Genomic DNA, 13,497 nt, shown 5'->3' with positions numbered 1-13,497 from the left:
TCTGCAGCATGACGTTTATGTTGCGGTGCAACAAAAACTCTTGCGAAACCTGCAGCACGCGATTATATTGCGGTGCAGCAAGTAGCATGAGGAGGCCTTTCATGGCCAGCAATGGGCGCAAGCCCTCTACCCCGGTAAAGGCATCGCCCGCGAAGCCCAAGCCCGCTGCAAAGACGCCGGCCAAGGCTGCGGCTGCCCCCAAGGCCGTCGTGGCGAAGCCTGTCGCCAAGCCCGCCGTCGCACCGGTCGCCGTCAAGGCGCCCGTCGCACCGGCCCCCGTCGCGGCAAAGCCGGTTCCGCCGGTCGCCGCCAAGATCGAGCTGCCCGCGCCTGTCGTCGCCGTCGAAGAGACGGTCGAGCAGGTGGTCGAGAAAGTAGCCGACACCGCAGTGAAGACTATCGAACCCGTCGTTGAAGCAATTGAAGCCATCACGCCCCCGCCGGCCATCGTCGAAGCGCCGGTCGCCATCATCCAGAAGGAAGTGAAGACCATGGAAGCCAATCTGAAGAATGCCGCCGAGAAGGCGCAGACCCTGTTCGCCGAAGCCAATGAGCGCGCCAAGGCCGCCGTCGAGAAGGGCACCAAGCTGTTCGAGGAAGCCAACGAGTTCTCGAAGGGCAACATCGAAGCGATCGTCGAGTCCGGCAAGATTGCCGCCAAGGGCTTCGAGACGCTCGGCCAGGACGCTGCCGAATATGGCCGCAAGCAGTTCGAAGGCGCGACCGCGGCGCTGAAGAGCCTGTCGACCGTCAAGACCCCGACCGACTTCTTCAAGCTGCACAGCGACTATGTCCGCTCGTCGTTCGACTCGATCGTCGCACAGACCTCGAAGAACACCGAAGCGGTGCTGAAGCTCGCCGGCGAGGTCGCCCAGCCGATCTCGAACCGCGTCGCGCTCGCCGCCGAGAAGGCGAAGATCGCCGCGTAATCTCGCGCACGATCGTCGATACGAGGAAAGGGCGGTCCTTCGGGGCCGCCCTTTTCGTTTGTTTGAACCACAAACAAGGTTGATGTCGTGCACCCCCTTGCCCTTGGGCCGCGGCTTGCCATATTTTCGCTTCTCATGATCGATCAGCTTACCATTACGGCCATGGCCGAGCGCCGCGACGGCGAAGGTGGCGATGACGACGGCACCGGCCTCGGCATCGCGACCCGCACCCGCACGCGGACCAAGCAGCCGACGCCATACCGGGTGCTGCTGCTCAACGACGATTACACGCCGATGGAATTCGTCGTGCTGGTGCTCCAGCGCTTCTTCCGCATGGACATGGAGGCGGCGACGCGGGTGATGCTCCACGTCCATCAGAAGGGCGTGGGGGTGTGCGGTGTGTTCAGCTACGAAGTGGCGGAAACCAAGGTCGCCCAGGTGATCGAGTTCGCCCGGCAGAACCAGCACCCCCTGCAGTGCACGCTGGAAAAGGCGTGATCTCCTAATTCCTCCCCCAGGAACTGGGGGAGGGGGACCAGCGAAGCTGGTGGAGGGGCTTGGAGCGCAGGGCAGATGTTCCGCGCTCCAAGCCCCTCCACCACCCGCTGAAGAAGCGGGCGGTCCCCCTCCCCGTGCCGGGGAGGACCTAGGAGTAAGCTCACCTAGCCGCCGGCAGCCACCCCAGGTCCAGCCCGGCATAACGATCCACGAAATTCGCCGCCCGCTGCAACGCCCGCTCGTCGGTCAAGGTCACCCGGCCGCCTTCGCGGGCGATGATGCCTTCCTCTTCCAGCTGCCGCAGCATCCGGTTGACATGCACCGCTGTCAGCCCGGTCGCGTCGCCGATCTCCTCCTGGGTCAGGCCGAGCGTGAAGCTTGTGTCGGTCGCCTTGTCGAGCATGCGCATCCGGTTGCGCATCTCGAGCAGGATCCCCGCCACCCGCGCCTTGGCCGAGGTCCGGCCAAGCGCCGCCAGCCGGTCGGTCAGCGCCGCGCGCTCGATCTGGTTATAGACCATGATCAGCGCGGCGAGCCGGGGATGGTCGCCGATCAGCTTGCTCATCGCGGTGCGCTCGAACGGGCAGACCATAGCGTCGGTCAGCGCGGTGATCGTCTCCGGCGCCTCGCTATAGACCAGCGACGAAACCCCCATCATGTCGCCGGGGAACAGGAAGCGCAGGATCTGGCGGCTGCCGTCGTCGAGCAGCACCGAGCTCATCATCGTGCCCTTGCGCAGGATGAACAGCTCGCTGCAGCGATCATTCTCGCGTTGCAGGGTGGCGCCGCGGCGCAGGCTGCGCTCGCGTTCCTCCAGCCGTTCCAGCGCGCGGTGTTCGCCGGGAGTCAGCGCGACCATGTCGCTCAATCGTTCAGCGAAACAACTACCCGGCACGCCAACATTCCCCCCAACCCCGACACGCCAGAGCATCGCAGGAGAATCAGTGCATTAAAGTCGATCAAGCGCTGTCACCGGGACGCAACATCTTCCGCTTACGCAAAGGGCTACTTGCGTGGGCACGCGCACACGATAGAAGCCGCCAATGGACCGTATCCTCATCCGCGGCGGCAACCGTCTTTCGGGCCGCCTCCCCATCTCCGGCGCCAAGAACGCAGCGCTCACCCTCATGCCCTGCGCGCTCCTTACCGAGGAGCCGGTGACGCTGAGGAACCTGCCGCGCCTCGCGGATGTGGACAGCTTCGGGCATCTCCTCAACCAGCTCGGCTGCTCGACCCAGATCGAGGGGGCGCGGCCCGAGGATTTCGGCCGGGTGATGACGATTCGCGCCGGCAAGCTGACCGCGACCGAGGCGCCCTATGATATCGTGCGCAAGATGCGCGCCTCGATCCTGGTGCTCGGCCCGCTGATCGGGCGCGCCGGCGAGGCGACGGTGTCGCTGCCGGGCGGCTGCGCCATCGGCAACCGGCCGATCGACCTTCATCTGAAGGCGATGGAAGCGCTCGGCGCCGAGATCGAGCTGGCCGCGGGTTATGTGAAGGCGACCGCGCCGGGCGGCCGCCTGGCCGGCGGTCGCGTGACTTTCCCGATCGTATCGGTCGGCGCCACCGAGAATGCGGTGATGGCGGCGGCGACGGCGAAGGGCGGCTCGATCATCGAGAATGCCGCGCGCGAGCCGGAGATCGTCGATCTGTGCAACCTGCTCGTGGCGATGGGCGCCTCGATCTCGGGCATCGGCACCGAAACGCTCGAGATCGAAGGGCGCGACCGGCTTCACGGCGCGACCTATCGCGTCATGCCTGACCGGATCGAGGCGGGCAGCTATGCCTGCGCCGCCGCGATCACCGGGGGCGCGCTCGAACTGGCCGGCGTCTCGATGGAGGATATGCGCGCGACCGTCGCCGCTTTGGTCGAGGCGGGCGTCACCGTCGAGGAACGTGGCAGCAGCCTGTTCGTCGAGGCGACCGGCCGGCTTGGTCCGCTGACTCTCTCGACCGCACCTTTCCCGGGCTTCGCCACCGACATGCAGGCGCAGTTCATGGCGATGCTGGCGCTGGCCGATGGCGCCAGCGTGCTGACCGAGACGATCTTCGAGAATCGCTACATGCACGTGCCCGAACTGGCGCGCATGGGTGCCGACATCCAGGTGCGCGGCCGCACCGCCGTGGTGCGCGGCGTCGACAGACTGATCGCCGCGCCGGTGATGGCGACCGATCTGCGCGCCTCGATGAGCCTGATCCTCGCCGGCCTCGCCGCCGAGGGCGAGACTCAGGTCCAGCGCGTCTATCACCTCGATCGCGGTTACGAGCGGCTCGAGGAGAAGCTGAGCGCGGTGGGAGCCGATATCGAGCGCGTCAGCGACGGCTGACTCAGTCCTGGCCGCCAAAGTCGAACCGGCCCGTATGCGGGTCGAGCGTGCCGGATTGCGTGGAGTTATACGTCAGGAACACCGTGGCACTTTCCCCGGCCTGGCATGCGCCCGAACCTGGCTGCGGCGATGACCCAAGGCGAGAGATGGTCGGCCTGAAGAACCGGTAGGGCTTCAGATGAGCCCGTTTGAACGGGTCGGCCCGCCACAGGCGCCGGCCCGATCCATTCTTTGCCGATACGGTCCTGCCGTCGGCGTCGACATGGATCACGATGTCGGAGCACGGAACCGGAAAGTCGAACGCCTCGTAATCCCGCATCGAGGGACCATCGGACAGAAACTCGGTGTTCAGCGCGTCGATGAACCGCAGCTTGGCTTTTCTCAGGTCCAGCTTGCAGGCGAGATTGCGGCGCGCACTGGCCAGTCCGTTGCCGCCGCACCGGGTCGGCCTGATGGCGCCGTCGCCGCGCACGTCCACCACCAGCAGGTCGCCAGCACTATAGGTGAAAACATAAAAGTGATCGGTCGCGCGATGCGGGAAATCCGCCATTTCCGATGCGGTGGCGAGGCGTATCGCGAAGATCTTGCCCGCACGGCCCGCGTCGGCGTTGAACAGGGGATCGAAGACGCCGGCATAGACACCAGCGCCTTTGGTCGCGACGAGGGTCCTGCGGTCGTCCCGGGTCTGGATGGTGAGGTTCAGGTCAGCGTCGACGAAAAACGGGCGAGGAGCCTCGACTTTGTCCGCTCCGATGGCTGATGCTTGCCCGGGCGCGATGATCAGAATGGATAGAGCGAGAAGGCGGCGCAGTCGCATGGCTGCTTGTCTCACCGACGGCAGCGCACCGCAACCGGTGCCGAGGTCAGGCCCACCAGCCATCGGTGCGCGGCGTCCACCATGGCGCGGCGGCCACGATACGGTCGCCATAATCTGGCCAGTCCGGGCAAACCAATGGCACACCGGTGCCCTCGACCAGCCGTGCGATGCCATCCCGATCGAGCCCCTCCGGCACGCCGCCCGCCTCCCGGCAGGCAAGCCGCCACAGCTCCATCTCCTGCCCCCAGAAATAAAAGCTCGCCGCACCGATATTCTCCTGCATGCGGCGGACATCGGCCCATTTCTGCGGCTCGACGAACTTCGCCCAGATATCCGCCTGAACGCTGTCGACCGGCGCGTCGGGGCGCCATTCGAGCGCGTCGGCCTGCACGATGCGGATCTTCGCCCGGGCCTCCTCGGGCAATTGGCCGACAATGCCCAGCGCCTCGATCAGCGCGATCACCTCCGGATCGCGCTCCACCACCGTTACCCGGTCGACCGCCGGATTCAGCGCCACATTCGCCGCACACCAGCCCATACCGAGTCCCAGCACCACGGTATGCCCCCGCGCCGCGGCGATGCCGATCTCCTGGCTCTCGACCTCCATCGGCACGATCGACATCCAGCTCGCCTCGCCATCCTCTACCGGGCCGAGCAGGATCACGGTGCCCATCATGCGATAGAGCTGGCCCCAATAGCCGCGCGCCGAGGGCATCGCGATGATGCGCACTGACCAGGGGCCCCAGACACCCTGGGCATAATGCGGGAACCACAGGGTGCTGGCGAACTCGCCGAGCAACGGACGCGGATCCACGCCTTGCTGGTCAAGCGATGTCATATGGCCCCCCGTCGTTCGCCGATAGGCGTGATCGACTTTCCGGCCAAGTTCAAGGGCGGGCAGCCCATGCCAAATCTTCCTCGCCTGCCGGTCACCTCCTGCTATCGTTCCGGTTCGGCCAGTCATGCGGGGATGAGTTTTGACCGAGCGCAAGATCCAGATCGTGATTGTCGGGGGCGGGGCCGGCGGGCTTGAGCTCGCGCGGCGGCTCGGCGCGAAATATGGCCGCAAGCGTCACGACATCATCCTGGTCGAGCGCAACCGCACCCATATCTGGAAGCCGCTGCTGCACGAGGTCGCGGCCGGGTCGCTCGACGCCAATCTCGACGAGGTGGGGTATCGCAGCCATTGCCATCGCTGGGGCTATCGCTTCTTCCTCGGCACGCTGGAGAGCATCGACCGGGACAAGCGCGAGGTATGGATCGCGCCGCTGCTCGACGAGGACGGCAGCGAGCTGATCGCGCGCCACCCGATCCGCTATGATTGCCTGGTGCTGGCGGTGGGGTCGGTCACCAATGATTTCGGCACGCCGGGCGTGCGCGAGAACTGCATGGTGCTTGACGATCGCGCCCAGGCCGACCGCTTCCGCAACCGCCTGCTTAACCATTGCCTGCGCGTGTCGCGCGCGATGAGTGTCGATCCGGCGTCCGACGAGCATGTCCGCGTCGCGGTGGTCGGCGGCGGCGCGACGGGCGTCGAGCTGACCGCCGAATTGTTCAACTCGGCGGCGGCGCTGCGCTTCTACGGGCTGGAGACGTTCGACGAGAAGCGGCTCGAAGTGACGCTGATCGAGGCCGGCCCGCGCATCCTGCCCGCGCTCCCTGAAAAGCTGGCGGCGGCGGCACAGTCCGAACTGGAGACGCTTGGCGTGCGCGTGCTGACCAATACGCGCGTGACCGAGGTGACGGACGAAGCGATCGTCACCGCGAGTGGCGAGCGGGTGGTCAGCGAGCTGCGCGTCTGGGCGGCCGGCGTGAAGGGCGCAGCGACGCTCGATCATATCGGCGGGCTCGAGACCAATCCCAACAACCAGCTGCTGGTGAAGCCGACGCTGCAGACCACGCTCGACGACCGCATCTTCGCGCTCGGCGATTGCTGCTCCTGCATTGATCCCGCGACCGGCCGGCCGGTGCCGCCGCGCGCCCAGGCGGCGCACCAGATGGCGACCAGCGTCTTCCACAATCTCGTGCGGCTGATGAACAGCCGGCCGCTCAAGCCCTTCGTCTATCACGACCATGGCTCGCTGGTGTCGATCAGCCGCTTCTCGACCGTCGGCAGCCTGATGGGCAATCTCGTCGGCGGGCGCATGGCGATCGAGGGACGGCTGGCGCGTTTCGTCTATGTCTCGCTCTACCGCATGCACCTGATCGCGATCCATGGCTGGCTGCGCGGGATCGGGCTGATCGTGATCGGCCGGGTCAACACGATCATCCGGCCGCGGCTCAAGCTGCATTGACGCGCGGCTCGAGCGTTTTCGAGCTGGCTGGAACAGCCAGCGGCTCGGAAAACGCGGCAAAAAACCTAGAGCGATTCGACTTTAGTCGCACGCGCTCTAGGGGGCGATCTTTATCGCCTTCGAGGCCTTCAGCATCTCCGCATAGACCATCCTGGTCGGCGTCGCCTTGATCAGCATTGCCTTGGTGTTGGCGTCGGTCGGGGGCGTGCCGTACAGCGCCAGCCACGCCCGGCCCGCCACGGCCGCCAGTTCGCCCGCGCCCTTCCCGGTATAAAGCCAGGTCCGTTCGGCCTCGACGATCTCGCGGAAATGCTCGTTCTTCGGGCCCCAGAATTGCGCGTCGCCGGCATAGGGCGCGCGGCCCTCCGCCCGCAGATAGGCGCGCTCGATCATTGCCGTGCGCGCCGCGGGCGAGGCGTTCAGCGCGGCGCTCTCCTTCACCACGATCGAGGCGAACCAGGCCTTGCCGGCCTTGACCTGGGCGTCCCAGCTCGCCTGCTCGACCGGGCTGGAGGCACGGCCATGGACTTCCTGAAAGGCGTTGTCGATCGCTTCGGCCCGCACGCCCGCGCCGACCGGTTTGGCGATCAGCAGCTTCAGGAACTTCGCGGCGTCGAGAAAGGTGATGCCCTTCGACACCTGCTCGGACATGCCATATTCGGGGCTGGCCATCATGGTGAGCCACTGCGACGGCTCGGATGACTTCGGGTCGCGGCCGAGCACCAGCACGCTTCCCGCTGCGAAGGCTGTATTGGTATTCTGGATGCTCTCGATCGCCTTGAACCGGTTATCGATGATCTGCGCGGCGGCGCCGACCGGCAACAGGGCGAGCATGGCCGTGGCGCATGCAGTTCGAACAAGGATCGTCATCGCGTTTCCCCCGGGTTGAAGCCTGTCATGCGGCCTTGTTCCTGTACGGCGCACCCAACGGCCTGGATGCGGCCGTACAAGAATAAGTCCGACTTGGCCCCAAATCCCGGGAGAAGCGAGTCAGATCGAATCCAGCGCCTGCTTGAAATCAGCGATCAGATCGTCCGCATCCTCCACGCCGATCGAGATGCGCACCAGATTGTCGGTGATGCCCAGCGCCTGCTTGCGCGCATCGGGTACCGACAAATGAGTCATCGCGGCCGGATGGCTCGCCAGCGTCTCGGTGCCGCCCAGGCTGACCGCCAGCTTGGCGATCTTCAGCGCGTCGAGGAACGCAAAGGCCTCCTTCTCGCCGCCCTTCACGATCAGCGAGAAGGTCGATCCGGCACCGGTGCAGTGGCGGCGATAGATATCGGCCTGGCGCTCCATGCCCGGCGTGCCTTCGAGGAAGCCGAGATAGCCGACCCGCTCGACCTTGGGGTGGCTGCGCAGGAATTCGCAGACCTTCACCGCATTCTCGCCGGCGCGGCTCATGCGCAGTTCCAGCGTCTCCAGGCTGCGCATCAGCATCCAGGCGGTGTGCGGATCGCAGATCGTGCCGATCGTGTTGCGCATCAGCCGGATCGTGTTGATGTGCTCCTTCGATCCGAGCACGCCGCCCGCGACCAGGTCGCTGTGCCCGCCGGCATATTTGGTCAGCGAATAGACCACGATGTCCGCGCCGTGTTCCAGCGGCTTGAGCCAGAGCGGGCCGAGAAAGGTGTTGTCGATCGCGATCGGCGGCTTTTCCGCGGCGTTCTTGAAGATCGCGTCGCGGCTCGCGGCAACCGCCTGGATATCGACCAGCGCATTGGTCGGATTGGCCGGGCTTTCGAGATAGATCAACGCGACTCGACCGGAAGCGGCCTTGCTCAGCACCGCGTCGATCTCCTCGCGGGTCGCGCCCGCCGGGAAGTCGAGCCAGTGCACCCCGAAACGGCCGAGGATGCGCGCGATCAGCGTCTCGGTTGCGGCATAGAGCGGGCCGGAATGGACGATTGTGTCGCCCGGCCGCACCATCGACAGGAACAGGGTGGCGATCGCCGACATGCCCGAGGAGAAGGCAAGCGCGTCCTCGGCGTCTTCCCAGATGCCGAGCCGGTCCTCGAGGATCTCCTGGTTCGGCCCGTTGAAGCGCGAATAGACCAGGCCTTCGGCACCGCCAGGGCGCTTGCCCGTCACCCCCTCGAAATGGCGCTTGCCCGCGGCGGCATTGGGGAAAACGAAGGTCGAGGTGAGGAAGATCGGCGGCTTCAGCGATCCTTCCGACAGCATCGGATCATAGCCATGGCCCATCATCAGGGTGGAGGGCTTCAGCTTGCGGTCGCCGATCTTCTCGACCGACGGCTTGGGTTTGGTGCGGGGTGCGACGCCGGTCAGGTCGGCTTCGTCTTCATTCTTGATCGCCATGAATGCGTCCTGGGTAAGAGAGAATGCGCCGTCCTAGCGCGAGATAGTCACATTTGATACCTTGCTGCGCGGCCGGCAAGGCAACGTCGCGGATAGCCCGTCGTTCCGGTAACGGATCGATACGTCGCGCGTTCCGTCGGCACCGGCGAGAATTTCGCCGATTCAAGATAGGCGGCAATCGCGGCATCAGGGCGTCGGACGGCGCCTTCCAGCGCCCTCCTGCTCTTTCCCATCGTGATCAGAATGTTGGACGGTTTTCGCCGTCGATCAGGGGAAAATTGCGCCGTGGAACAGCGGTAAGGCGCGAATTTTTTCCGCTGTTATGCGTAACAGGGAAAGTGGCCAATAACGCACTGAACTATCGTGGGAAAATGGCCCCGAAAATCCAACATAACAGCGGAAGAAAAAAACACTGTCGGAAAAGGGCTTCCGTGTTGGGCAAAATGCGGGGTCAGCCGGCGATCCCGATGATCGAGATCTGCCGTCCATATCCCGGCTCGCCGCGATGCGTGGCGCGGCGGAAGCTGAAGAAACGGTCCTCATCGGCATAGGTGTCGAGGCCCAGCATCTCGATCCGGGCGAGCCCGGCTTTGGCGAGGCGATGAGCGACATAGGCTTCGAGGTCGAACTGGTGATGGCCGGGCTTGCCGGGCGCGAAGAAGCGTTCGTTGGCGGGATCGTCGGCCTCGAAGCGTCGGGCGAAACCGTCGTCGACCTCATAGCTCGACCGGGCGATGCACGGGCCGACCGCGGCGGCGATGCGGTCGCGCCGCGCGCCGAGCTTTTCCATCGCGGCGATCGCCGCGTCGGTGACGCCGCCGATCGCGCCCTTCCATCCCGCATGCGCCGCACCGACCACGCCGGCCTCGCGGTCGGCGAGCAGCACCGGGGCACAGTCGGCGGTGAGGATGCCGAGCGCAAGCCCGGGCCGGTCGGTGACCAGCGCATCACCCGGCGGGCGGTCGTCGAACGCGGTCAGCGCCCGCACGACATCGGCTGAATGAGTCTGGAAGAGCGTGACCAGCCGCGCGCCCGGCAGCACCGCCTCGGTCGCGCGCCGGCGATTGTCCGCCACGGCTTCGGCATCGTCGTCTGATCCGATGCCGACATTGAGCCCGGCATGGAGCCCGGCCGAAACCCCGCCGCGCCGGCCGAGAAAGCCGTGCGACACGCCGTCGAGCGCCTTTGCCCGGATGATCTCCACGCCGCTCACAATATCTTACGCCAGATGCGGTCGTCATGGACCTGCGGCCCGGTGACGAAATCGCAGCGCCCGACCTCCACAAAGCCGTGCCGCGCATAGAATCGCTTGGCGCGCTGGTTATGGTCGAACACCGCGAGGTAGATTTCGGGGGCGCCGCGCGAGCGGGCCGTAGCGATCAGCCATTCGGTCAGCGCATCGGCCACGCCCTGGCCCTTGCAGGCCTCGACGACATAGAGCTGGCGCAGTTCCATGGCGCGGGGGTCGGCCATCTCGAAGTCCAGGGTCATCGCCGAGAGCTTGATATAGCCGGCCGGCACCCCGTCCAGATAGGCGGCGCGCCAGTCGATCGCCGGGTCGCCCAGATCGCGCTGCATCTGGCCGGCGGGGCCGTAAGCCTGTTCGAGATAGACCGCGAGCGGTTCGGGATCGATCACCCCGGCGAAGCTGTCGACAAATGCCTGCCGCGCCATGGCCGACAATGCCGGGCCGTCGGCGGCGTCGGGGGTGCGATAGGTGACGGTCACAGCACCAGCCGCATGATCCGGTCGTCGTCGATCGTCTCGCCGACCCGGAAGGCGTAGCGCCCGATCTCCTGAAAGCCATAGCGTTCGTAAAAGCGCCGGGCGCGGTGATTGTCGACATAGACGCTGAGGATGATCTCCTTCGCGCCGTGATCGCGCGAATGCTGGAGCGCCCAGTCCATCAGCGCCGGCGCGACGCCCTGGCCCTGCCACGGGCCGAGCACATAGAATTGGTAGAGCTCGATCGCGTCGGGACGCCATTCGCCGGGGAAAGTGACCGGGCCCATCTTGGCGAAGCCGATGATCTCCCCCTCGTCGAGCGCGAGGCGGACGGTGAAGTCGGGGTCGGACAATTGCGAGGGCAGGCCGTTCGCGCCGAACGCCTCGTCGAGAAAGGCGGCGAGATCGGACTGGCGATAGAGATTGCCGAAGGTCTCGGTGAAGGACCGCCGCGCCATGGCGGAGAGCGCCGGGCCGTCGATCGTGCGGGCGTCGCGATAGCTGATCATGAGAAGCCTGCCGGTGTCGGCCAGCCCGGCGCGGTGATGGCCAGTGCCTTGAACAAGGTCCCCATCGCGACGGTCAGCCGCTCGCGATCGGCGGCGATCGAGTCGGCGCGGTCGGGCGCCGCGTTGGCGAGCGCGGCGGCGCGGGCATCGACGCCGAGCGCGGTCAGCAGCGCGCCCTGGCCGATCGGGCCATAAGCGAACACGCCCTCCATCCGGGCGGCGGCGGCAAGCGTCGCAAAGTCGACATGGGCGGTCAGGTCCTGTTCTCCCGGCTGGTCGAAGGGGTTGGCGAAGCGGTGACCGCGCACCGCCTGGAGCGTGTCGCCGATCGCCGGCCCCTCATAGCCATAGTCGATCGCGAGTACAGCGCCGCCCTGTCGCGCGATCGTGGCGGCGAGCGCCCGCATCACCGCGACGCTGGCCGGCGAGGTCTCGATCACGGAACCGGGCGGCACGTCGCGCAGCGCCTCGGGGATGATCTCGGACGGCACCTGCTTGCCCGCGATCGGGAGGAACAGCACGTCCTGGCAGGCGACGAAGCGCTCGTGCCAGACGTCGAGCGCGCGGACGAGCTGGCGGATCGGCAGCGCGTCGAAAAACTCGTTGGCGAGGATGATCAGTGGGCGATCGTCCGGCAGAGTCGAGACGTCGTCGTGCCAGGCTGCCGCCGGCACCCTCTCCGCCTGGGCAGCGCGGAGCGTCGGGCTCGTCTCGACGAAATGCACTGGCGGGGTCAGGCCGGCCTTCGCCATCGCGCGCAGCGCATCGGCCGCGAGCGTGCCGCGACCGGGGCCCAGCTCGACCCAGGCGATGTCGGGGCGCCCGGCACGGTCCCACAGGTCGGCGCACCACAGGCCGATCAGCTCGCCGAACATCTGGCTGATCTCGGGTGCGGTGGTGAAGTCGCCCGCCGCCCCGAGCGGATCGCGCGTCGCATAATAATGCGCATTGGCGGCCGACATGAATTGGGCGATCGAGATCGGCCCCGCCAGCGTTATCGCGCGGGCGAGGCGGTCGGCGAGCGGCGCTTCAATCCCCCTCCCGCTTGCGGGAGGGGTTAGGGGAGGGCTTGTGGGTTCCATCGGTTCGGTGGCGACATGCCCTCCTCCGGCCCCTCCCGCAAGCGGGAGGGGAGGAAGATCAGGCGACGCTCTCGCTCCCGGCGATGGGCTCCACGCGCTCGCGGCGCTTCTTCGAGGTCGCGATCAGATAGACGCCGCCGGCGATCATCGGCACGGTCAGCCATTGGCCCATGTGCAGGCCGGTCGCCTGGGCGAACGCGACGAGCTGCGAATCGGGCTCGCGGAAGAATTCGACCGTGAAGCGGGCCAGGCCGTAGAAGAACAGGAACAGGCCGACCAGCTTGCCCGGATCGTAACGTGCCTTGGTGCGCCAGAAGGCGAACCACAGGATCGCGAACAGCACGATGCCTTCCAGCCCGGCCTCGTAGAGCTGGCTGGGGTGGCGCGCCGGATCAAGGCCGCCGGCCACGGTGCGCGGGAAGACGATCGCCCAGGCGACGTCGGTCGGCTTGCCCCAGAGTTCGCCGTTCACGAAATTGGCGAGCCGGCCGAAGAACAGGCCGAAGGGCACGCAGCAGGCGAGATAATCATGGATGCGCAGCCAGTCGAGCTGTTGCCGCCGTGCGAACAGGATGATGCCGAGCGAGGTGCCGATCATCCCGCCATGGAAGGACATGCCGCCGTCCCACAGCTTCAGGATCTGCAGCGGATTGAGGAACATGCCGGGCGCGTAGAAGATCGCATAGCCGATCCGCCCGCCCAGGATGATGCCGAGCGTCGCATAGAACACCAGGTCGTCGGCATGGCGCCGCGCCATCGGGCTGCCGGGCTGGGCGATCAGCTTGAGCAGATACCACCAGCCGAGCAGGATGCCCGAGATATAGGCGAGCGAATACCATTTGATGTCGAAGAAGCCGAGCGACACCGCCACCGGATGGAGGTGGAGGCTCTCGAAATGGATATGGTTCTGCGCGCTGGCGAGCATGGTCAGGATCAAGGCTTTTCCCCAAGGGTTCGCGCCTCCATAAAGGCCGGTAACGACAAACCCAAGGGGAGA

General features: G+C 66.3%; 14 protein-coding genes. 4 read left to right on the top strand and 10 right to left on the bottom strand.

All coding sequences use genetic code 11. The features are described from left to right. The first annotated feature begins 101 nt into the window (after positions 1-101). Complete coding sequence (locus tag AC1RT8_RS14000; RefSeq protein WP_493076273.1) at positions 102-929, top strand: phasin family protein; 828 nt, start codon at positions 102-104, stop codon at positions 927-929. A 162-nt stretch (positions 930-1,091) separates the two neighbouring features. Continuing rightward, positions 1,092-1,427: an ATP-dependent Clp protease adapter ClpS gene (gene clpS, locus AC1RT8_RS13995; protein ID WP_465174030.1), complete on the top strand. Its 336-nt coding sequence runs from the start codon at positions 1,092-1,094 to the stop codon at positions 1,425-1,427. A 160-nt stretch (positions 1,428-1,587) separates the two neighbouring features. Here clpS and AC1RT8_RS13990 read toward each other — a convergent pair whose 3' ends face one another. Continuing rightward, complete coding sequence (locus AC1RT8_RS13990; protein WP_493076272.1) at positions 1,588-2,286, bottom strand: Crp/Fnr family transcriptional regulator; 699 nt, start codon at positions 2,284-2,286, stop codon at positions 1,588-1,590. A gap of 184 nt (positions 2,287-2,470) precedes the next feature. Between AC1RT8_RS13990 and murA the strand changes: the two genes are divergently transcribed. Next, entirely contained in the window at positions 2,471-3,754 is a 1,284-nt protein-coding gene (gene murA / locus AC1RT8_RS13985) for a UDP-N-acetylglucosamine 1-carboxyvinyltransferase (protein ID WP_493076271.1), read from the top strand. Between the two features lies 1 nt (position 3,755). On the opposite strand, the gene AC1RT8_RS13980 is transcribed toward murA, so the two are convergent. Further along, a complete protein-coding gene (locus AC1RT8_RS13980; protein WP_493076270.1) occupies positions 3,756-4,571 on the bottom strand; it encodes a hypothetical protein in 816 nt (271 codons plus the stop codon). Between the two features lie 46 nt (positions 4,572-4,617). Beyond that, on the bottom strand, positions 4,618-5,409 hold the full coding sequence (locus tag AC1RT8_RS13975; protein WP_493076269.1) for a hypothetical protein: 792 nt from the start codon (positions 5,407-5,409) through the stop codon (positions 4,618-4,620). 139 nt (positions 5,410-5,548) lie between these two features. Here AC1RT8_RS13975 and AC1RT8_RS13970 point away from each other — a divergent pair, with 139 nt between their 5' ends. After that, complete coding sequence (locus AC1RT8_RS13970; protein ID WP_493076268.1) at positions 5,549-6,865, top strand: NAD(P)/FAD-dependent oxidoreductase; 1,317 nt, start codon at positions 5,549-5,551, stop codon at positions 6,863-6,865. A gap of 96 nt (positions 6,866-6,961) precedes the next feature. Here the strand turns inward: AC1RT8_RS13970 and AC1RT8_RS13965 are convergent, their stop codons facing one another. From AC1RT8_RS13965 to lgt, 7 genes are all read right to left on the bottom strand, one after another. Continuing rightward, positions 6,962-7,735: a hypothetical protein gene (locus tag AC1RT8_RS13965; RefSeq protein ID WP_493076267.1), complete on the bottom strand. Its 774-nt coding sequence runs from the start codon at positions 7,733-7,735 to the stop codon at positions 6,962-6,964. 120 nt (positions 7,736-7,855) lie between these two features. Further along, positions 7,856-9,184, bottom strand: a complete 1,329-nt coding sequence (locus AC1RT8_RS13960; RefSeq protein WP_493076266.1) for a cystathionine gamma-synthase family protein — start codon at positions 9,182-9,184, stop codon at positions 7,856-7,858. A gap of 451 nt (positions 9,185-9,635) precedes the next feature. Beyond that, positions 9,636-10,397: a peptidoglycan editing factor PgeF gene (gene pgeF, locus AC1RT8_RS13955; RefSeq protein WP_493076265.1), complete on the bottom strand. Its 762-nt coding sequence runs from the start codon at positions 10,395-10,397 to the stop codon at positions 9,636-9,638. Beyond that, the gene (locus AC1RT8_RS13950) at positions 10,394-10,912 is read right to left on the bottom strand and encodes a GNAT family N-acetyltransferase (protein ID WP_493076264.1); all 519 of its coding nucleotides are present in this window, start codon (positions 10,910-10,912) and stop codon (positions 10,394-10,396) included. Before AC1RT8_RS13950 ends, pgeF begins: the two co-directional genes overlap by 4 nt. Then, positions 10,909-11,418 carry a GNAT family N-acetyltransferase gene (locus AC1RT8_RS13945; RefSeq protein WP_493076263.1) on the bottom strand — a complete coding sequence of 170 codons (510 nt, stop codon included), beginning with the start codon at positions 11,416-11,418 and terminating at the stop codon, positions 10,909-10,911. Before AC1RT8_RS13945 ends, AC1RT8_RS13950 begins: the two co-directional genes overlap by 4 nt. Continuing rightward, a complete protein-coding gene (locus AC1RT8_RS13940) occupies positions 11,415-12,500 on the bottom strand; it encodes a class I SAM-dependent methyltransferase (RefSeq protein ID WP_493076262.1) in 1,086 nt (361 codons plus the stop codon). The genes AC1RT8_RS13945 and AC1RT8_RS13940 overlap by 4 nt, the downstream gene beginning before the upstream one ends. A gap of 58 nt (positions 12,501-12,558) precedes the next feature. Further along, on the bottom strand, positions 12,559-13,425 hold the full coding sequence (gene lgt, locus AC1RT8_RS13935) for a prolipoprotein diacylglyceryl transferase (protein ID WP_493076523.1): 867 nt from the start codon (positions 13,423-13,425) through the stop codon (positions 12,559-12,561). Positions 13,426-13,497 lie beyond the last annotated feature (72 nt).

The sequence above is a fragment of the Sphingomonas sp. GW821-FHT10F11 genome (assembly GCF_058809095.1).
This window is presented reverse-complemented; position numbering and strand designations above follow the sequence as displayed.